Source organism: Campylobacter sp. BCW_6466 (assembly GCF_001762835.1).
In the GTDB taxonomy this organism is placed as follows: domain Bacteria; phylum Campylobacterota; class Campylobacteria; order Campylobacterales; family Campylobacteraceae; genus Campylobacter_D; species Campylobacter_D jejuni.
Map to the genome: position 1 here is coordinate 1 of NZ_MJXO01000025.1, position 20,666 is coordinate 20,666.

General features: G+C 29.8%; 20 protein-coding genes. 12 read left to right on the forward strand and 8 right to left on the reverse strand.

The window, feature by feature from the left end:
• Window positions 1–1,177, forward strand: a 1,177-nt coding sequence (locus AJ887_RS01570) for a Cj0814 family flagellar-dependent secreted protein (protein ID WP_070284731.1), incomplete at its 5' end; no start/stop codon positions are given.
• 57 nt (window positions 1,178–1,234) lie between these two features.
• Here the strand turns inward: AJ887_RS01570 and AJ887_RS01575 are convergent.
• From AJ887_RS01575 to AJ887_RS01600, 6 genes are read right to left on the reverse strand one after another with little or no spacing between them, the layout of a single operon-like run.
• Window positions 1,235–2,662 (reverse strand): Mur ligase family protein, encoded by a 1,428-nt coding sequence (locus tag AJ887_RS01575; protein WP_070276067.1) that lies wholly within the window; start codon window positions 2,660–2,662, stop codon window positions 1,235–1,237.
• Complete coding sequence (locus tag AJ887_RS01580; RefSeq protein WP_070276066.1) at window positions 2,663–3,382, reverse strand: alpha/beta fold hydrolase; 720 nt, start codon at window positions 3,380–3,382, stop codon at window positions 2,663–2,665.
• A 1-nt stretch (window position 3,383) separates the two neighbouring features.
• Window positions 3,384–3,599: a type II toxin-antitoxin system Phd/YefM family antitoxin gene (locus AJ887_RS01585; protein WP_002934936.1), complete on the reverse strand. Its 216-nt coding sequence runs from the start codon at window positions 3,597–3,599 to the stop codon at window positions 3,384–3,386.
• A gap of 59 nt (window positions 3,600–3,658) precedes the next feature.
• Window positions 3,659–4,699, reverse strand: a complete 1,041-nt coding sequence (locus tag AJ887_RS01590) for a D-alanine--D-alanine ligase (RefSeq protein WP_002881138.1) — start codon at window positions 4,697–4,699, stop codon at window positions 3,659–3,661.
• A 9-nt stretch (window positions 4,700–4,708) separates the two neighbouring features.
• Complete coding sequence (ruvA, locus tag AJ887_RS01595; RefSeq protein ID WP_070276065.1) at window positions 4,709–5,260, reverse strand: Holliday junction branch migration protein RuvA; 552 nt, start codon at window positions 5,258–5,260, stop codon at window positions 4,709–4,711.
• Window positions 5,236–7,095, reverse strand: coding sequence for a flagellar assembly protein A (locus tag AJ887_RS01600; RefSeq protein WP_070284733.1), 1,860 nt, complete (start codon window positions 7,093–7,095; stop codon window positions 5,236–5,238). The genes ruvA and AJ887_RS01600 overlap by 25 nt, the downstream gene beginning before the upstream one ends.
• A gap of 102 nt (window positions 7,096–7,197) precedes the next feature.
• On the opposite strand from AJ887_RS01600, the gene murJ reads away from it, so the two are divergent.
• From murJ to AJ887_RS01635, 7 genes are read left to right on the forward strand one after another with little or no spacing between them, the layout of a single operon-like run.
• Window positions 7,198–8,649, forward strand: a complete 1,452-nt coding sequence (murJ, locus tag AJ887_RS01605; protein ID WP_044779412.1) for a murein biosynthesis integral membrane protein MurJ — start codon at window positions 7,198–7,200, stop codon at window positions 8,647–8,649.
• Complete coding sequence (gene cysS, locus AJ887_RS01610; protein ID WP_070276062.1) at window positions 8,649–10,037, forward strand: cysteine--tRNA ligase; 1,389 nt, start codon at window positions 8,649–8,651, stop codon at window positions 10,035–10,037. The genes murJ and cysS overlap by 1 nt, the downstream gene beginning before the upstream one ends.
• Window positions 10,030–11,772, forward strand: a complete 1,743-nt coding sequence (locus AJ887_RS01615) for an ABC transporter ATP-binding protein (RefSeq protein ID WP_070276061.1) — start codon at window positions 10,030–10,032, stop codon at window positions 11,770–11,772. Before cysS ends, AJ887_RS01615 begins: the two co-directional genes overlap by 8 nt.
• Before the next feature lie 31 nt (window positions 11,773–11,803).
• On the forward strand, window positions 11,804–12,862 hold the full coding sequence (locus AJ887_RS01620; protein WP_070276060.1) for a quinone-dependent dihydroorotate dehydrogenase: 1,059 nt from the start codon (window positions 11,804–11,806) through the stop codon (window positions 12,860–12,862).
• On the forward strand, window positions 12,859–14,109 hold the full coding sequence (locus AJ887_RS01625) for a M16 family metallopeptidase (RefSeq protein WP_070275153.1): 1,251 nt from the start codon (window positions 12,859–12,861) through the stop codon (window positions 14,107–14,109). Before AJ887_RS01620 ends, AJ887_RS01625 begins: the two co-directional genes overlap by 4 nt.
• Window positions 14,102–14,998 (forward strand): 4-hydroxy-tetrahydrodipicolinate synthase, encoded by an 897-nt coding sequence (dapA, locus tag AJ887_RS01630; protein WP_070275152.1) that lies wholly within the window; start codon window positions 14,102–14,104, stop codon window positions 14,996–14,998. The genes AJ887_RS01625 and dapA overlap by 8 nt, the downstream gene beginning before the upstream one ends.
• Window positions 14,998–15,777: an enoyl-ACP reductase gene (locus tag AJ887_RS01635; RefSeq protein WP_070240479.1), complete on the forward strand. Its 780-nt coding sequence runs from the start codon at window positions 14,998–15,000 to the stop codon at window positions 15,775–15,777. The genes dapA and AJ887_RS01635 overlap by 1 nt, the downstream gene beginning before the upstream one ends.
• A 40-nt stretch (window positions 15,778–15,817) precedes the next feature.
• Here the strand turns inward: AJ887_RS01635 and AJ887_RS01640 are convergent, their stop codons facing one another.
• Both AJ887_RS01640 and AJ887_RS01645 read right to left on the reverse strand, forming a co-directional pair.
• Window positions 15,818–16,123, reverse strand: coding sequence for a hypothetical protein (locus AJ887_RS01640; protein ID WP_002867958.1), 306 nt, complete (start codon window positions 16,121–16,123; stop codon window positions 15,818–15,820).
• A gap of 11 nt (window positions 16,124–16,134) precedes the next feature.
• On the reverse strand, window positions 16,135–16,731 hold the full coding sequence (locus tag AJ887_RS01645) for an MBL fold metallo-hydrolase (RefSeq protein WP_070284734.1): 597 nt from the start codon (window positions 16,729–16,731) through the stop codon (window positions 16,135–16,137).
• Window positions 16,732–16,804: 73 nt separating this feature from the next.
• Here AJ887_RS01645 and AJ887_RS01650 point away from each other — a divergent pair, with 73 nt between their 5' ends.
• The 4 genes from AJ887_RS01650 to kdsB are packed head-to-tail and all read left to right on the forward strand — an operon-like array spanning window position 16,805 to window position 20,600.
• The gene (locus AJ887_RS01650) at window positions 16,805–17,545 is read left to right on the forward strand and encodes an NAD+ synthase (protein WP_002857155.1); all 741 of its coding nucleotides are present in this window, start codon (window positions 16,805–16,807) and stop codon (window positions 17,543–17,545) included.
• A gap of 3 nt (window positions 17,546–17,548) precedes the next feature.
• Window positions 17,549–18,475, forward strand: a complete 927-nt coding sequence (locus tag AJ887_RS01655) for a tetraacyldisaccharide 4'-kinase (RefSeq protein ID WP_070284735.1) — start codon at window positions 17,549–17,551, stop codon at window positions 18,473–18,475.
• Window positions 18,472–19,884 (forward strand): threonine synthase, encoded by a 1,413-nt coding sequence (gene thrC / locus AJ887_RS01660; protein WP_070284737.1) that lies wholly within the window; start codon window positions 18,472–18,474, stop codon window positions 19,882–19,884. Before AJ887_RS01655 ends, thrC begins: the two co-directional genes overlap by 4 nt.
• Window positions 19,881–20,600: a 3-deoxy-manno-octulosonate cytidylyltransferase gene (gene kdsB, locus AJ887_RS01665; RefSeq protein ID WP_070284739.1), complete on the forward strand. Its 720-nt coding sequence runs from the start codon at window positions 19,881–19,883 to the stop codon at window positions 20,598–20,600. Before thrC ends, kdsB begins: the two co-directional genes overlap by 4 nt.
• Window positions 20,601–20,666 lie beyond the last annotated feature (66 nt).

Here is a 20,666-nt window from a genome sequence, read left to right on the forward strand (position 1 = left end):
TTCACAAACTCTAGCAAGAAGTGAAGTATTAAATTCTACTAATACAACAAATACTAGCAATAATACTAATTTTAGTATAAGTAGTAAGACAAATTCTCCTAATTATGATATATCAAGTGAATTTAAAAACTCTATTTATACTCTAAAATACAAACAAGCAGATATAAGTAATACTTCTACTAATACAGCCTATGGTTATAGTGTAGATAAAGATGGTTATATGGGAGAAGATTTTAACAAAGCTGCAGGACTTCCTGAAGATTTTAAGATACATAAATCTACTTTGGATGAGATATATAACTTTAATGAAGCACAATATCAAGACATAAAAGAACAGCTAGGAATTTCTCGCTATTTTACCAATATCGATATGGCTGATACCATAAAACAATACTATAATCAATTTAATCAAATTGTTAATCATACTTTTAACGATACCAATAAAACAAGTTTCACTGAAGCGGATATAAATTCTATGCCCAAGGGTTATATTTCTGTTGGCTATAAAGGTTTAGATTTTTCAGATCAATCCAATCCTTATAATGCATTAGGACTAGTTAATCATTCTAACACAAAAGTAACTAATGTTTTTAAAACAGATGATGAATTTCATGAAGCTCAAGCAATACAAATGGGAATGATGGGTATTGATTTTTATCCGCAAAAATTAAATATATCAACTCAAAGTTTATCACAAGGAGCTTTAATGGAAGGTGGATTTAATCCTGATATGTCAGTTTATCCACAAAATGAAGATGGAAGTTATTCTAAAGAAGCTTTGTTTATGAGCTTTTTAAAATCAGAAGGTGGTTATATGGTTGCAGGAAAAAATACAACTATTGCACCGCAAGCAATGAATTATAATCTTAATGTTGCCAAACAAAGTATTCCAAAATACTCTAATGTAGATTTCGATGACATTATGACAGGTAAAGTTGATTTTGCAAGTTTATTAAAAGGCTATGCACAAGATGGTTGGCTTGATGCAGGTATTTATGCAATGGAAAAAGGAGTTGCTTGGCAAAATACAAGCATAGGCTATGGTGGAGCTTGGTTTGATAATCAGTTTAATCAAGCAAAAGCTAATGGTTGGAAAGCAAGCAGTGAAAGTATCAATTCTTATGTTGGATCTATAATGGATAGATTAAATAATCTTATAGGACAAACTAGGGTTTAGGAAGTATTTGCACGAAGTCAAATTGAAAATGATGACATTTGCAAATACTTATACGAATCACATAAAACTAGGCGCATCGTTTGAAAAGAGTATTAAATCTCCGTTTTTTGTTTCTTTAGCTAGAGTTTGAACTAGCTGGCTTTTTTCTTTAAGTATAATGGTTTTTATTTTTAACTCTTTTTTGAAAATTTCAGCATTGATTTGTGCGCTAATGATAGCAAGATCAAAACACTCATTGATGATTTTAGCAAGTTTTATATTTTCTTCTTCGCTTACTTCTACTATACCAGGACTTACTAAAACTTTGCGTCCTTTATAGCTTTTACAAAGTTCATAGCTTGTGCTCATACCTTTAAAATTTCCATTAAAACCATCATCTATGATAAATTTAGGCTCTCTTGAAAGCACTTGCAAGCGATGTTCTACGGAGTTTATATTTAAAACTTGCTTTTGAATTTTTTCTAGTTTTATACCAAGATAATGAGCACAAAGTATACAAACACAAAGATTTTGCGCGTTAAAATCCCCTAAAATTTGACTTTTAAAATCATAGGATTTATTTTCTATATCGACTTTAAATTCTAAACCTTCAAGACTTGAATGAATAAGATTTAATTTATCATCATAAAGGCTGATGAGTTTATCTTCTTCTTTTTGGGTGCTAGAGTGTAAAAAAGCCTTTTCTAATCTTTTGGAATTTAAGGCTTCAAGTTTGGTTGAGCGGATATTTTCAACACTTTTAAAATACTCTAAATGTGCATTGCCTATCTCTCCTACTATGCTGATGTGAGGTTGTAAAAAACGAGTGATTTCATCAATATCGCCTTTAAGTCTAGCACCTGCTTCAGCTATGTAAATTTGAGTATCTTGGCTTAAATTGGTATTGATATCAGCAATTATACCTAGCAAGGTATTGACAGAGCGTGGTGTTTTGTAGCTTTTAAAGTTATCTTTTAAAAGTTCGTATAGAAAATTTTTAATACTTGTTTTTCCAAAACTTGCGGTAATGAGTATGATTTTTAAATTTTCATTGGCTCTTAGTTTGGCTTTGGCTTGTTTTTTATAATATAAATTTGTAAAAAACTCATAAATTTTAAGACTAAATAAAGCAAAAGGAAGACTAAAAAGATTAAAAAGAAAAGAAAAACGCAAAGCAAGGATAGCAAAAATAGCATTATAAGCAAAAACAAAAACAAAAAACCATTTGACCTTGCTTGTAAAAACAAGCTTTTTATCTATACCTTTGTTCCAAAAATACAAAATCGGAGTATGGATCAATGCAAAATATGCCAAAGAGTATAAAGGAAAAGCTAAGAATAAAAAATAAGGAATAAATAAAAAATACAAATGCCACAAAGGTTTATGATAATGAAAAAACACGCGCTTAAATTTATAAGAATACCATTGTAAAGCACTCATAAGATAAAAAGCTATACAAAAATTAAAAAATAAAGAATTGATAAAATAAAGAGTATTGATAAGCATTTAAATTTCCTTAATTTTTTGAGCTATGAAAGCAGAATGTTTTAAAAAGAAAAAATGATCCCCCTCTAAAGGATAAAAAGTGCTATTTTTTAAAAATTGATGCATTTTCTCGCCACAATATAAAGGCGTAGCTTCATCGCTTTTTCCCCAAAAAATCAAACTTTTAGCCTTTTGCTTGGCAAAAATTTCACTAAAATCCTCATCAACAACCTTTTTAAAGGTTTCATACATCATAGGACTAAGATTTGCTCCATCTTTACTAGCAAAATAGCGATAAAATTTTCCCAAACCAAAGAGTTTTAAAATTTTAAAAATACGGATTTTAAAACGCACTTTTAGGGATTTTTTAGCCAAAATTCCCGCACTTGAAAGTAAGATTAGGATGTCTTTTTCTTTTGCGAGTAGGGTGCTTACTTTTCCGCCAAAAGAATGCCCCATGAAAAAACAGATATTGAGTTTTTTTTGTTTTAAAAAAAGTTCTGTAATATTGGCATAATCTTGAGTGTTTAAAATTTCTTCCACGCTTGAATTTCCAAAACCTGCTAAATCCATATAAATTTGACAAAAATCTTTTAAAAAAGGACAAAAACTTTGCTTCATAAGTTCTTTATTAGCTCCCCAGCCGTGTAAGATAAGTATTTGCGGTAAGGAAAGATCACCTAAAATTTCATAAGAAATTTGATAAGTTTTGTTTTTATAAAAAAGTTGAGTTTGAGCCATTTTAAGCCTTTTGATTTTTGTAGATATTTTCTAAAAGTTGCATGGCGTTTTGTAAGCGTTCAAATTCTTTCATGTTAAGCATTACAGCTTCAAATTTGTTATTTTTTAAAATAACTATTTTTCCACTTTCACTTTTTTTAAGTTTTTCCATAATGGGGCTAAAATTTCTTACCACCTCGGTGGCAGTGTAAATTTCATCTTGTTTAAAAGAGAGCATTTTTCTTCCTAAAATACGCTAAATTTTATGTATAATTTAGCGTATTTTGACTTAAAAGCTTATAATTTTCCTTTTTGTCCGTTGATGGAGTGAAGGAAGTTGTAGTTGATTTTTATCATTTTTTCAAGTGAAATTTGATCAGCTAAAGCGTTTAAAGTGGTATTAAAATCTTTAAAAAGATAATTAGCCAAAGAACCAGGATTTGGGTTGATTTCATTTAAATATACTTCATTATCCAGTATAAAAAAATCGCAGCGTATTAAAGCACCTTTAAACAAAGGATTGTAAATCTTTTTAAAGCTATCTTTGAGTTTTTCTTTTAATTCTTCGCTTAAATCTGCTTCTATAAGCTCATTGTGTCCTGAAAAGCTAAGATATTTTTGTTCAAAGTCTAAAAATTCTTTTTTCTTTGGCTCTTCTATGATAGAAAAAACAAACTCATCATTGATCATGCATCCTGCAAGATTGTATTCTTTGATATTGTTTTTAAATTCTTCTACTACAAGATCATTATCAAATTCAAAACCTACATCTTTGGCGTATTCTAAATCTTTTTCATCTTTTACTATGCTAATACCTATACTACTTCCAAGTCTTGCAGGTTTGATAATGCAAGGAAAACTAAGCTTTTCTTTAGAGTTTTGATTTTTTCTTAGCATGGTATAATCAAGTGTTTTTACTCCAACGCTTTTGGCATAAAGTTTGGTAAGTTCTTTGTTAAAAGATAATACACTAGCTTCAAGCCTAGGTCCTATAAATTTAATAGAATAAAACTCAAATAAAGCTGCAATTTTTCCATCTTCTCCATCTCTACCATGGATAAGATTGATCACGCATTCGCACTCTAGTTTATTTTCTTTTAAAAAACCTTTGCTAAAAAAACCTCCTTGTTTGATGAAGAGTTCTTTTTCTTTTTTATAAGCTTTGGTGCTAAAAGTTTTAGAATTTATTTTTTCACTTGGGATATGATAAAACCTTCTTTTTTCATCGCAAAAAATAAATTCTAAATTTTGATTGATAACTTTTTTAAGTACCACAGCACTTACTATACTGATCTCATGTTCATAAGAATTTCCGCCAAAAAGTATTGCAAATTTCATTTTATTCCTTTATCCTAGTTTTTTAAGAGCTTCTTTGATGAGTTCGCTTGTGCTTGTTGCTTGAGCACTTGCTAAAACACTTATGATTTTTTCTTGTTTAAAGCCTAGAGTAAGAAGTGCGGCTAAGGCTTCGCTTTTATCATCGCTTACATTTTCAAGTTTGGTTTTTGTGTCAGAAAGTTCTACTATAATGCGTTTTGCACTTTTTGGACCTATGCCAGGTACTTTTTTAAGCGCGCTTTCATCGCCTAAACTTAATGCTCTGTAAAAAGAATTTACATCAAGACTAGAGCATACTGTCATAGCAGTATTTGCACCCACTCCATTGACTTTTAAAAGCATTTCAAACATTTTTTGCTCGTCCTTATCCAAGAAACCATAAAATTTATTAGAATCTTCTTTGATGATTTGAGTAATAAAAAACTCATGCTTTTCTTGAGTTTGAATTTTAGCAGAACAAAAAAGCGAAATAAATATCCCATAGCTTAAACCACTAGCGCATTTAACAATGATAAAAGTAGGTTCTTTTTTTGTGATTATTCCTTCGATGCCGACAACCATGCTATATCCTTTTCTTCATAATCTAATTTTTTATGTATTTCTATACTTTCTTGGTTGTTTTGTATGACTTTTTTAATGCCTATAAATTTAGCACTTTCATTAACAAATGAAGAGTAAAAAATATCTTCTTTAGGCTCTAGAAGTGAAAATTTGATCTCATTCATATCAGTCCATTTGCCACTTTTATTTATAAAAGTTGCTTCAAAAAGCATTTTTTGTAAATTGATTAATTCTAATTGTAAAGATTTTTTGCGTTCAAGAAGTTCTTTTTCTTCATTTTGTAGTTTATTTAATTCAAGATTTTGTAAAGAGAAATCTTTTAGGGCTTTTTCGTATTGTACAGGAACATTTTGACCTTGATTTTTAAGTTCTGTTATCTTTTTTTCAACGCTTAAAATTCCATTTTTACTTGATAAAATGTATTGTCTTATTTTATTTATTTTATGATTTAACTTAGAAATTTGCTCTCCTAAAATCGCAAATTCTTCATCATAATTTTTATCAAGAGTTTTAATTTTAGCATGAAATTTATTGTTATCCCCGTTAATGCGTTCTATTGTGGTGTTTTCAAAAAACACACAAGAATTATTACTTTCTAAATTTTCTATATAGATTTTATCAGCTTGTATATTTCCGCCTAAACTTTTTTTAATTCTCACTTCTTTGGCTTTGATTGTTCCACCTTCGAGCAAATCTATATTTAAAATTTCGGCTTCCGCAAATCCTCTATGAGTTTTTATATAGGCTTGTTTGGCTTGAATTTTGGCTTTAGAGTGTGTAGTGCCTTCAATTTTCATTTTGGTGGCATTAAGTTGAGTGTTGCTTCCTACGCTTCCGACTACATTTAATTCTTCACATTCTATCCCAACACCAGAATTTACAGCATCTTTTACTTCTGAAAGAAATTTTATATTGATTTTGACATTTTTGTCTAGTCCAGCTCTTATAATCCCTATATTTTTAAAATCTACCCCATTAAAATCTAGTTCATTGGCAATATCAAATTTTTCACCATCTTGTACTACATAACCTTTTTTTAAAGCTATATATTCTGTGTATCCATCTTGCTCTACTTGTTTAAAAGCCGAAGAACAAGAAAATTTAACTTTATTTTCATTTGCGGCTAAAACTTTTAAGGTGTGTAAATTTAAGTCTTTTCCTTCTTTACCTTGTTTAAATTTGGCGTGTTTTAAAACAACTTCATTTTCATCAACAACAATAATACCTGAGCGTTTTTCATCGATAGTGTAGTTTTTGGTTTTTTCTTTATAGGTCAAGATCAGGGATTCATCTTGACTTTCTATAGGATCAATACCTTGTGCAACGGTGATTTGTATAGTTTTATTTAAAGGGGTGTTTTTATGTTGATTGCAAAAAGACATTAAATTTTTCTTAAAATCAAAAATGCGGATACCTATTAAAAATTTAAGTTTCAACATCTTTTTATAAATATTTTGCAAAAGTTCTAGTGCTAGTTTTTCATGAAAGTCTAAATTTGCAAAATCAATTTGAGCAACTATTTTGGTTAAATTTTTATTCGCAACTAGTTTGACTGCTTGAGATGCTTTGCTTTGGTTTATACCATGGAAAATTTCTATTTTGTATTCTTGCTTGATTTGAAGATCATTTTTTAAAAAAATTTCATCTTTATCAAAAAGAGTTAATTCTTTTTCAGAGATTTTTTCCCATTCTAAATCTCCAAAACGATATTGTGTAGAAAATGCCAATAAATTAAAATCAAGCTCATTTAAGTTAAGGTTTGTTCGTGAAGCTACACTTAAAAGCTCTCGAGCTAGATTTTCTGTATAGGCAATAATTTTTTCATCCAAAGTCAAAACTTTCCCCTTGTAAAAAATTAAGAATGTAATTATAGTCAATTTTTAATCAATTTTAGTTAAAATAGTTCTCTTTATATTTTGAAATCTATGAAAAATTTAATGAAGAGTTTAGTATTTAAAAATTTTATTATCAATGCTTTAGGAATTTTATTTTCAAGAATTTTAGGGCTTGCTAGAGATGTTTTAATAGCGCTTTTTTTAGGAGCAGGGCTTTATAGTGATATTTTTTTTGTGGCTTTAAAAATGCCTGCTTTTTTTAGAAGAATTTTTGCAGAAGGGGCTTTTGGACAAAGCTTTTTGCCTAATTTCGTAAAAGCGAAAAAAAAGGGAGCTTTTTGCGTTAGTGTAATGATGCAATTTAGCCTTATAGTTTTTTTATTTTGTCTTTTGGTAAGTTTTTTCTCTTCTTTTTTTACCAAGCTTTTTGCTTTTGGATTTAACGCAGATACTATAGCTTTAGCAGCTCCTTTGGTAGCGATTAATTTTTGGTATTTGTTTTTTATTTTTTTAGTTACTTTTTTAGGAGCTATTTTAAATTATAGACAAAAATTTTTCATTACCTCTTTTTCTGCGGCATTATTCAACTTAAGTATTGTTATAGCTGCTTTTTTTGTGGATAAAAATGCACCGCAAAATACACTTTATTATTTTTCTTATGCAACGGTTTTAAGTGGGGTGGCACAGCTTATTTTACATTTGCTTGTTTTAAAAAACAATCCTGTAATCCGTGCTATGGCTTTAAGTATAAAATTTAAAAAAGCCAAGGCGAAATTACAAGGTTTTTATGGCAATTTTTTTCATGGAGTTTTAGGTTCTTCTGCGACTCAATTTAGCTCATTGCTTGATACAACTATAGCTAGTTTTTTAATGAGCGGGAGTATTTCTTATCTTTATTATGCAAATCGTGTCTTCCAACTCCCCCTTGCACTTTTTGCTATCGCTCTAACTCAAGTTTCTTTTCCAAAAATTTTAAAACATTTAAAAAGTGGTCAAGAAAATTTAGCCTTAAAATTTATGCAAAGAGCATTAGCGCTTTTAAGCATTTTGCTTATTGCTTCTAGTATTGTAGGTTCTGTGTTTGCTTTGGAAATTTCAAAGCTTTTATTTGAAAGAGGAAATTTCACTCACGAAGATAGTGTGATTACGGCTTATGTTTTGATTGCTTATCTTATAGGGCTTTTACCTTTTGGTTTGCAAAAGCTTTTTTCTTTGTGGCTTTATGCAAAATTTAAACAAAAAATAGCAGCTTGTATCGCGTTAAAATCTTTAATTATCAGTGCTTTATGTTCTATGGCTTTTATATTTTTGATTAAAGATGAAAGTTTAAAGGTTATTGCAGTAGCACTTTCAAGCTCTATTAGTGCTTTTTATTTGCTTGGAGCTAATATCAAAGAATTTGGTTTTAAGAAATTTTTTGCTTTAATATCTATTAAAATTTGCTTATTGGTTATAGTTGCTTTGATTGTTTTTACAATCTTACTTATTTTGATTAAACCTTATATTTTAAGTTTTTTTATAGGAATTTTTACAAGTTTTAAAGGAGTTTTTTAATGAGATTATTAGACAGTGTAACAAAAGAGAAAATAAAACTTGATAAAAAAGATATTAGTATTTACTTATGCGGGCCTACGGTTTATGATGATGCACATTTAGGACATGCAAGAAGTGGTGTTTGTTTTGATCTTTTGCGTAGGGTTTTGCTTGCTCAGGGCAATAGGGTAAAATTTGCTAGAAATTATACAGATATTGATGATAAGATTTTGAAAAAAATGGCTCAAAGTGGTCAAACTTTAGAGGAAATTACGGAATTTTATATCAAAAGTTATGAAGAGGATATGAGGATTTTAAATGTATTAGATCCTGATTTTAAACCTCGTGCAACGCATTATATAACAGCTATGCTTGATTTGATTAAAAAGCTTGCTAAGGATGGGTTTGTTTATACTCTAGAAGATGGAATTTATTTTGATACAAGTAAAGATGAAAAATATTTAAGCCTATCAAATCGCAATTTAGAAGAAAATATCTCTCGTCTAAGTAATGAAGTGCAAAAAAGAAATGAAAGCGATTTTGTGCTTTGGAAATTTGATGAAAATTTTTACGAAAGTGAATTTGGCAAAGGGCGTCCAGGTTGGCATACTGAATGTGTTGCTATGATTGATTCTATTTTTGAAAATACTCTTGATATACATGCTGGAGGGATAGATTTGCTTTTTCCTCATCATGAAAATGAAGCTGCGCAATGTCGTTGTGGATGTAAGAGAAAATTAGCAAATATTTGGCTTCACAATGGTTTTGTAAAAATCGATGGCGAAAAAATGAGTAAAAGTTTAAATAATAGTTTTTTTATAAAAGATGCTTTAAAAGAATTTATGGGCGAGGCTCTAAGATTTTATCTTTTGAGTTCTCATTATAGATCTCATTTTAATTATTCTTTATCGGATTTAGAAAATACTAAAAAACGTTTAGATAAATTTTATCGCCTTAAAAAAAGATTAGATTTAGGTGAAATTTCTGATTTTGATGTTTTAAATGATATTGAAATAAAAAGTGAAATTGCTAAGCAAATTTTAGAGATTTTAAATGATGATTTAAATATTTCTAAAGCCTTAGCTCTTTTGGATGATTTTATAAGTAATGCAAATTTAGAGTTGGATAAAGAAAGCAAAAATAAAATTTTAAAACAAAATATCAAAGAAGCTTTAAGTGAGCTAGCTAAAATTTTTGGCTTTGGTTTTATGGATACAACTTTATATTTTCAATGGGGTGTAAGCAAAGAAGAACGAGAAGAAATTGAAAAGTTAATTTTAGAAAGAATTGAGGCTAAGAAAAACAAAGATTTTAACACAGCTGATGCAATAAGGGAACAATTAAGTAGTAAAAAAATCACTCTTTTAGATACTCCAAATGGAACAATTTGGGAGAAAATAAATGCATAATGAGATGAATTTAAAAGAGGTTTTAATACGCTTTAAACCCTTTTATAAAAGATATTGGAAACAATTTGCTATAGCTATTTTTGGTATGATTTTGGCAAGCGGAGGAACTGCTGGAAGTTTTTATGCTTTAGAGCCTATTTTAAATTATATTTTCGTTGAAAAAAATGAAGCTTTACTTTATACAGTGCCTTTTTTGCTAGTATTGATGTATTTTTTTAAAAATCTTGGAACTTATTTGCAAAGTTTTTATGTTTCTTTTATAGGAACAGATATGTTAAGAGTATTGCGTGCTAGGGTCTTAAAAAATATTTTACGCTTGGATATGGATTTTTTTAAACGCTATAGAAGTGGAGAGCTTGTAAGTCGTTGTACTAATGATATTAATGCGCTTCAAAGCATAGTATCAAACATTATTCCTGATTTTTTTAGAGAGCTTTTAACTGCTATAGGACTGCTTTCGGTAGTCTTGTATCAAAGTCCTACTTTGGCTTTTTTTGCTTTAGTGATTTTGCCTTTAGCTATTTTCCCTTTGGTGTGGTTTGCTAAAAAACTTAAAAAATATGCAAGAAATATACAAGAGACAAATTCGGATTTACTTTCTTATTTGGGTGAAATTTTTTCAAATATTGAATTGATCAAAGCTAATGATAATGAAAAAAAAGAAAGTGATAAATTTGCCAAGCATAATGATACTTTATGTAAATTAAACCTAAAATCCGCACGTATTGATGCACTTACAAGTCCTTTAATGGATATGATGGGTTCTGTTGGAGTTGCTGTGGTGATTATTGTAGGGGGTAGAGAGGTTATCAATGGTTCTATGAGTGTGGGAAGTTTTATCAGTTTTGTTTCAGCACTTTTTGCGATATATACTCCTTTAAAGCGTCTTTCGTCTTTATATGGAAAGCTTCAAGGTGCTATTGCGGCAAGTGAAAGAACTTTTTATTTATTGGATTTAGAACCTCAAATTAAAGGTGGAAGCAAAGAATTAAAAAACATTGAAAAAATTAGCTTTGAAAATGTTGAATTTGCTTATGAAAACCCGCATAAAAGTGTTTTAAAAGGCGTAAATTTTGATTTTGTTAAAGGGCAAATGCTTGCTCTTGTAGGGACAAGTGGGGGTGGTAAATCTTCTATTATTAATCTTTTGATGTATTTTTATGAAAAGCAAAAAGGTAAAATTTTACTCAATCAAGAAGATATTAGCACTTTTACTATAGAAAGCTTACATGCTAAAATAGGACTTGTAACGCAAAATATTTATCTTTTTAATGATAGCTTTGCTGCAAATATTGCTTATAGCGAAGAGTTAGAAGAAGAAAAAGTCGTCCAAGCTTTAAAATTGGCCAATGCCTATGAATTTGTTAAAGAAATGGGCGGGATTTGGGCTGAAGTGAAAGAACATGGTAAGAACTTAAGTGGAGGGCAAAAACAAAGAATAGCAATCGCTAGAGCTTTATACAAAAATCCTGATGTGCTTATTTTTGATGAAGCAACTTCAGCTTTGGATAATGAAAGTGAAAAAGCCATAGTTAAAACTATAGAAAATTTAAAACAAGATAGATTGATTTTAGTGGTTGCACATCGTTTAAGCACTATAGAAAATGCAGATAAAATAGTAGTATTGGATAAGGGCAAGGTATTGGCAATAGGTAAAGATGAAGAGCTTTTACAAACTTGTTCTTTGTATCAAAAATTTAAAAGCAAAGAAAAAACAAAGCCTAGCTTTAGTTAATTTTAGTTAGAATTTCAAAAAGGATTAAAAAATGGCTTATGAAATGATAAAACCTTTACTTTTTAAGTTAAACCCTGAGCATGCACACGCTTTGGTTGAATATAGCTTAAGGACTTTAAGCGCTAGTTTTCCAGGATCTTTAAGTTTTTTAGCGCATAAATATATAGTTGATGATGAGAGTTTAAGGCAAAATTTACTTGGACTTGATTTTAACAATCCTGTGGGTTTAGCAGGAGGCTTTGATAAAAATGCTACCATGATAAGACCTTTGAGTGCTTTAGGATTTGGCTTTTTGGAAGTGGGAACTTTTACCCCAAAACCTCAAGAAGGCAATGAAAAGCCACGCCTATTTAGACTTGTAAAACAAGAAAGTATACAAAATGCTATGGGTTTTAACAACGAAGGTGCTGAAAAGATTGCTTTAAGGCTTGCAAAAACTTATCCTTTTGTTTTGCCTTTAGGGGTAAATATAGGGAAAAATAAAATCACTCCAAATGACAAAGCCTTGGAGGATTATTTTACTTTGTTTAGAGATTTGAAGGATTTGTGTGATTATTTTATCGTTAATATCTCATCTCCTAATACTAAAAATTTAAGAGAGTTGCAAAATGATGATTTTTTAAATACCTTGCTTGAAGAAGCCAAAAAAATTACTTCTAAGCCTATTTTGATAAAAATTGCTCCTGATATGAAAATAGATGATGCTTTAAATTTATGTGAAAATGCTATTAAAAAAGGTGCAGATGGATTTATATTAGCCAATACTAGTGTTGATTATAGCTTGCTAGATAATAATCGTACTTTTGGTGGTATTAGCGGAAGGCTGATTACGGAAAAAAGTGGTATTTTTTTCAAAGAAGTAGCTAAAATTCTTTTTGGCAAAACCTTGCTTATTGCAAGTGGAGGGATTGATAGTGCTGATATTGCTTATGAGCGTATTAAAAATGGGGCTAATTTGGTGCAAGTTTATACAGCTTTGATTTTTAAAGGCCCTTCTTTGGTAAAAAATATCAATCAAAATCTTATAGAGCTTTTAAGAAAAGATGGTTTTTTACACATTAGCGAAGCTGTTGGGGTAAATTTAAAATGATTGCTTATGAAAAAATTCAATTAAAAAACAAGCTTGAAATTTATGCTTTGCCTGTAAATAAAAATAGCAATGTGATTAGCGTTGATATTTTTTATAAAGTGGGTTCAAGAAATGAGATTATGGGAAAAAGTGGCATAGCTCATATGTTAGAACATTTAAATTTTAAAAGTACTAAAAATTTAAAAGCTGGTGAATTTGATGAGATTGTTAAGGGTTTTGGTGGTGTGGATAATGCAAGCACAGGTTTTGACTATACTCATTATTATATTAAATGTGCGAAGAAAAATTTAGATAAAGCTTTAGAGCTTTTTGCAGAACTTATGGCGAATTTAAATTTAAAAGATGAAGAGTTTCAGCCTGAAAGAGCAGTGGTTTTAGAAGAGCGTAGATGGAGAACAGATAATAACCCTTTGGGATATCTTTATTTTAGACTTTTTAATCACGCATTTATGTATCATCCTTATCATTGGACTCCTATAGGTTTTTTTAAAGATATAGAAAATTGGAGTATTGAAGATATTAAAGAATTTCACAGCATTTACTATCAACCTAAAAATGCGATTTTGCTTGTAAGTGGCGATATAGAAAGTAAAGAAGTTTTTGAGCTTTCAAAAAAACATTTTGAGAAGATTAAAAATACTAAGACTATACCTAAAATTCACACAAAAGAGCCTAAGCAAGATGGAGCAAAAAGAATATATTTGCATAAAAACTCAGATACTGAACTATTAGCCCTTGCTTATAAAATTCCAAATTTCAAACACAAAGATATACCTGCTTTAAATGCTTTATCTGAGCTTTTAGGAAGTGGGAAAAGTTCTTTAATGAGTGAAATTTTGATTGATAAATTAAATTTAATCAATGATTATTATGCTTATGTTAATGATTGTATAGATGAAAATTTATTTATTTTTATTTGTAATTGTAACCCCAATGTTAATGCAGAAAAAGTAGAAAAAGAGCTTTTAAAAATCATTGATAAACTTAAAATGGGTAAAATTTCTCAAAAAGATTTGCAAAGAGTAAAAAATAATGTTAAAAGTGATTTTATTTTCTCACTTAACAATGCTAGTGCAGTGGCAAATATTTATGGTTCATATCTAGCAAGAGGAGATATCAATCCTTTGTTAAATTATGAGAAAGATATACAAAATTTGGAATTAAAAGATTTGATTTCTTGTGCTAAAAAATATTTTATTCAAGAAAATTCAACTACGGTAATTCTAAGAAAGGATTCAAATGGATAAAAATATTATCATTGGGGCGATGACTGCTCTTATTACACCGTTTAAAAATGGAAAAGTTGATGAGCAAAGTTATGCAAGATTGATTAAAAGACAAATAGAAAATGGCATCGATGCAGTAGTTCCAGTAGGAACAACAGGAGAAAGTGCAACTTTAACTCATGAAGAACATAGAACTTGCATAGAAATAGCCGTTGAGACTTGCAAAGGAACTAAAGTTAAGGTTTTAGCAGGTGCGGGAAGTAATGCAACTCATGAGGCAGTGGATTTAGCTAAATTTGCTAAAGAGCATGGTGCTGATGGGATTTTAAGCGTGGCGCCGTATTATAATAAACCTACGCAACAAGGACTTTATGAGCATTATAAGGCTATTGCACAAAGTGTAGATATTCCTGTGCTTTTATATAATGTTCCAGGAAGAACAGGTTGTGAAATTTCAACGGATACTATTATCAAGCTTTTTAGAGATTGTGAAAATATTTATGGAGTAAAAGAAGCGAGTGGAAATATCGATAAGTGCGTGGATTTACTTGCACATGAACCTAGAATGATGCTTATTTCAGGGGAAGATGCGATCAATTATCCTATACTTTCAAATGGTGGAAAGGGAGTGATTTCAGTAACTTCAAATTTATTGCCCGATATGATTAGTGCTTTAACTCATTTTGCTTTAGATGAAAATTATAAAGAAGCTAAAAAAATCAATGATGAGCTTTATAATATCAATAAAATTTTATTTTGCGAAAGTAATCCTATTCCTATTAAAACGGCTATGTATATAGCTGGATTGATAGAAAGTTTGGAGTTTAGACTTCCTCTTTGTCCTCCAAATAAGGAAAATTTTGCTAAAATTGAAGAAGTGATGAAAAAATATAAGATCAAAGGATTTTAATGAATACAGAATTTCAAGGAAAAACTTTAGTAATCAGCGGTGGAACTCGCGGGATAGGCAAAGCTATAGTTTATGAATTTGCTAAAGTGGGTGCAAATATAGCTTTTACTTATAATTCTAATGCGCAAATTGCTGATGAAATGGTGCAAGATTTGGAGAAAAATTATAAAATCAAAGCTAGAGCTTATGAATTTAATATCTTAGAACCTGAAACCTATAAAGAACTTTTTGAAAAAATTGATGTGGATTTTGATAGAGTGGATTATTTTATCTCAAATGCTATCATTTCAGGACGTGCGGTTGTAGGTGGTTATACTAAATTTATGAAGTTAAAACCAAAGGGAATTAATAACATTTTTACCGCCACAGTAAATGCTTTTGTGGTAGGAGCTCAAGAATCAGCTAAAAGGATGGAAAAAGTAGGGGGTGGAAGCATTATTTCTATTTCATCTACAGGAAATTTAGTGTATATAGAAAATTATTCAGGTCATGGTACAGCAAAAGCTGCTGTAGAAGCTATGGCAAGATATGCGGCTACTGAACTTGGAGAAAAAAATATCCGTGTAAATGTCGTAAGTGGTGGGCCTATTGAAACTGATGCTTTAAGAGCTTTTACAAATTATGAAGAAGTAAAACAGGCTACTATAAATTTAAGCCCTTTAAATCGCATGGGGCAGCCTGAAGATTTGGCTGGAGCATGTCTTTTTCTTTGTTCAAGTAAAGCAAGTTGGGTAACAGGACATACTTTCATCGTTGATGGTGGTACAACTTTTAAATAAAAATTAAGAAAAATCAATGGATTTTTCTTAAAAATATTTTTCAATCAAGTTTTAATTTCCATCCTAAAAAAACACTTAATAATGCAAGTAAAAAAATAAAATTTAAAGTCCAATTGCCAAAACCTATAAAACCTATAGATAATACGCTGTAAAAAAATCCTCCCACAGCTGAATAAATACAAATCGTACTTAAAGATCCATTTTCTGCCATTTTCTTACATGGGCAGATTTTATAAAATTTTTTATCGTTAAATTGATTTTTCTTTTTATTTCCCAAAAATAAACCAAAAAGGGCAAAAAGATTTAAAAAAATAAAAGCATATAATAAAATTTGATCTAATTCCATTTTAATATACCTTAAAAGTATCTAAGCCAAGAGGGTAAATGGGCTTGTTCTTCTTTTAAAGTGGTTTCTTGCCCATGCCCCGGTAAAAGTTTAAAATCTTCTTTGTAAGTCATAACTTTCTCTAAGCTTTGTTTCATTAAATTTGCATCCGAATAAGGAAAATCCCATCTTCCTATGCTTCTATAAAATAAAAAATCTCCACTAAACATGATATTTTTACCTACAATTTCTATCATAGTGCAACCTGGTGTATGTCCTGGTAAAAAGTGAAATTTAAAGTCAAGTCCGCCTATAGAAATGATATTTTCATCATCAATTAAATAATCCGCTTTGCTAGGCATAAAACCTTGATTAAAAGGATCTTCAAGCATAAAAGCATCATTTTTATGAATATAAATGGGGATTTGATAGGCTTGTTTTACTTTTTCATTATCCCAAACATGATCGTAATGTCCGTGAGTGTTTAAAATTGCTAAAGGATTTTTTACATGTTTTTTGATGAAATTTAGTGCATCAAAACCAGGATCAATGATAATTTCTCCATGCTCACCAAATAAAATATAACAATTTGTCTCATAAGCTCCACAAGCTTGTTTGATAATTTGCATTTTTTGCCTCTTTAATGAAAAATTTGCCTTAAATAAATATAATTATACATTAAATTTTTAAAAGGCAAGCTTTATGGATTGGCAAAAGATAACAGAAAAAATGTGTGATTTTATACAAGAAAAAGTGAAAAATTCTCAAAGTCAAGGTGTGGTTTTGGGACTTAGTGGCGGGATTGATTCTGCTTTAGTAGCAACGCTTTGCAAAAGAGCTTTAAAAGAGAATGTTTTTGCTCTTTTAATGCCAACTCAAATTTCAAATAAAGCCAATCTCGAAGATGCTTTAAGGCTTTGTGCGGATTTAAATCTTGAATATAAAATCATAGAAATTCAAAGCATTTTAGATGCTTTTATAAAGCAAAGTGAAAATACTACTCTAGTATCGTTAGGAAATTTTGCAGCTCGCATTAGAATGAGTTTGCTTTATGATTATTCTGCTTTGAAAAATTCTTTAGTCATAGGCACTTCTAATAAAAGCGAATTACTTTTGGGTTATGGTACGATTTATGGGGATTTAGCTTGTGCTTTTAATCCTATAGGATCGCTTTATAAAAGTGAAATTTATGCCTTAGCAAAATACCTTAACTTGCATGAAAATTTCATCAAAAAAGCTCCAAGTGCGGATCTTTGGGAAAATCAAAGCGATGAAGCGGATTTGGGTTTTTCTTATGCAAAAATCGATGAAGGTTTAAAAGCCTTAGAAACTAATGACGAAAAACTTTTAAGAACGCTTGATCCTTCTTTGATTGCCATGCTAAAAAATCGCATGCAAAAAAATGCTTTTAAGGGAAAAATGCCTGAAATTTTGGAAATTTAAACAATGAGTGAAGAAAAAAATTATGAACTTTGGCTTGATAATTATTTTTTTAAGCCTAATTTTTGGCAAAAATGCCTTGCTTTTATACTTTTACCTTTAAGTGTGCTTTATGCTTTTTTTGCGATTTTAAATACTTTTTTTCGTAAAAAAATAGTTTTTAAAAAGCCTGTTATTAGTGTAGGTAATTTAAGTTTTGGAGGTAATGGAAAAACCCCGCTTTGCAAAGCTATAGCAAGGGAATTTGATAGTGTTTTTATAGTGCTTAGGGGTTATAAAAGAAAATCTAAAGGTTTGTTTGTTGTTAAAAATCAAAATGAAATTTTATGCACTTTAGCACAAAGTGGCGATGAAGCTATGGAGTATGCTTTTGAAGAAAATATCAAAGGTGTGATTGTAAGCGAAGATAGGGCAAAAGGTATTGAAAAAGCTTTTGAGTTGGGAGCTAAAATCGTTGTACTTGATGATGCTTTTTCTAAATTTCATATTAAAAAATTTGATATTTTGCTTGAAAGTAAAATCAAACCTTATTTTAATTTTACCTTACCAAGTGGAGCTTATCGTTTGCCGAAATTTTATGAAAAAAGGGCTGATTTTATTGCATTAGAAGGCAGGGATTTTGTGCGTTATTCTTTTGTAAAAGAAAATCCAAAGGCTGTTTTGGTAACTGCTATTGCTAAACCTTTTAGATTGTATGAGCATTTTATCAAAGCAAGGGCTTGTTATTTTTTTAAAGATCATTATGAGTTTAAAAAAGAAGAATTAGAAAATTTGCTAAAAAAACATAATTGCGATACACTAATGCTTACTTTTAAGGATTTTGTTAAAGTTAAAGATTTTGGTTTTAAATGTCAAATTATAGAATTAAATATAGAATTAAAAGATTCATTAAGGGAAAAAATAAAAACTTATATCAAGGAGTTTGAACAGTGAAATTGGTCGAGAGTAGAAATGTAAATAATGTATCAAGCTTTAAGGAAGCTTTGATTAACCCAAACGCTCCAGAAGGAGGACTTTATTCGCCTTTAAATTTGCCTATTTTTGAAGGAGAAAAATATGCTAATTTATCTTATAAAGATTTTGCTTTAAAGCTTATAGAAAGTTTTGGTTTTGGCGAAGAAGAGCTTTTTAAAAAGGCTTTGGAAAGCTACGAAAGCTTTGATGATAAAAATACACCTATTTCTTTGCAAAAAATCTCTGAAAAGACCTATATTAATGAGCTTTGGCATGGGCCTACAAGAGCTTTTAAAGATATGGCTTTACAGCCTTTTGGCGTGCTTTTAAGTGAATTTTCAAAGGATAAAAATATTTTAATTATCTGTGCTACAAGTGGCGATACCGGACCTGCAACTTTAAAAAGCTTTGAAAATGCAAAAAATGTTAAAGTAGCTTGTATGTATCCAAAAGGTGGTACAAGTGGAGTTCAAGAGTTGCAAATGCGAGCTTTAGATAAGGATAATTTGAAAGTTTTTGCCATAGATGAGGATTTTGACGCAGCGCAACGCACTTTAAAAGAATTGCTTTTTTCTAAAGATTTTCAAAATGAAATTAAAGCTTTAAATTATGAGCTTTGCGTAGCAAATTCCGTAAATTTTGGACGTATTTTATTTCAAATTATTTATCATTATTATGCGAGTTTAAAACTTTTTAATGAGTTTTTAGAAGAAGTACAAATCATCGTTCCAAGTGGAAATTTTGGCAATGCTTTAGGGGCTTTTTATGCTAAAAAAATGGGAGCTAAAATTTCAAAAATCAAAATCGCTTCAAATGCGAATAATATTTTGAGTGAATTTTTTAATCAGGGCGTTTATGATTTGCGTGAAAAAAGTCTTAAGAAGACTATTTCTCCAGCTATGGATATACTTATTTCATCTAATATCGAAAGACTTTTGTTTGCGAAATTTAAAGATAAAAGAACTAAAGAACTGATGAATTTGTTAAAAAATGAGAGATATTTTAAACTTGAAAAAGAAGAATTACAAAGTTTGCAAGAAGATTTTGAGGCGGATTTTTGCACCGATGAAGAATGTATGCAATTTATCAAACAAAGCAAGATTTTAATCGATCCACACACCGCAACTTGTTTTAAAATGCTTGATCCTTTAAAACCTAGCATTATTACTTCTACAGCAGAATGGACAAAATTTACTCCAAGTATGATAAAAGCTTTATATGATAGGGATTCTAAGAATGAAAAAGAAGATTTAAAATTTATAGCTAAAGAGTTTAATGTCCAAGTTAAAGATGAAATTTTGGCTTTATTTGACTTGAAGAATAGCGATGAAAAGGTATTTGAAGCCAGAAATATAAAAAAAGAAATTTTAGATTGGATGCAAAAATGATTATTATTCCTGCAAGATTAAAATCAAGTCGTTTTCATGAGAAAATTTTATGTGATATAGGTGGAGTGCCTATGTTTGTGGCTACTGCAAGAAGGGTAAGTAGTGTAGATGAAGTTTGTATAGCTTTAGACGATGAAAAGGTTTTAAGTATCGCTAAAGAATATGGTCTAAATGCGGTTTTAACAAGCAAAGATCATGAAAGTGGTACGGATAGGATTAATGAATCTTGTAAGAAACTAGCTTTAAAAGATGATGAGATTATTATCAATGTCCAAGCTGATGAGCCTTTTATAGAATATGAAAATTTATTAAAATTTAAAGAATTTGCAAGTTCTTGCTTGGATAAAAAAGCTTTTATGGCGAGTTGTTATAAAAAAATTACTCAAGAAGAAGCTATGGATCCTAATCTGGTTAAAGTGCTTTGCGATAAAGAAGGGTATGCCTTGTATTTTTCAAGAGCTAAAATCCCTTATGAAAGAGAAAATTACGAGGAAAGTTTTAAAGGACATTTAGGCATTTATGCTTATAGTGTCAAAGCTTTAAGGGAATTTTGTTCTTTATCAAGTTCTGCACTTGAAAGAGCGGAAAAATTAGAGCAATTAAGAGCTATAGAAAATGGTAAAAAAATCAAAATGCTTGAAATTTCAACAACAAGCATGGGGATTGATACTAAAGAAGACTATGAAAGGGCTTTAAAAATTTATTTAGAAAAATAACTCCACCCCAAAACGGAACAGATTTTGCTTATATTATTTTAATATATTTAGGTTGAAGGCAGAAAA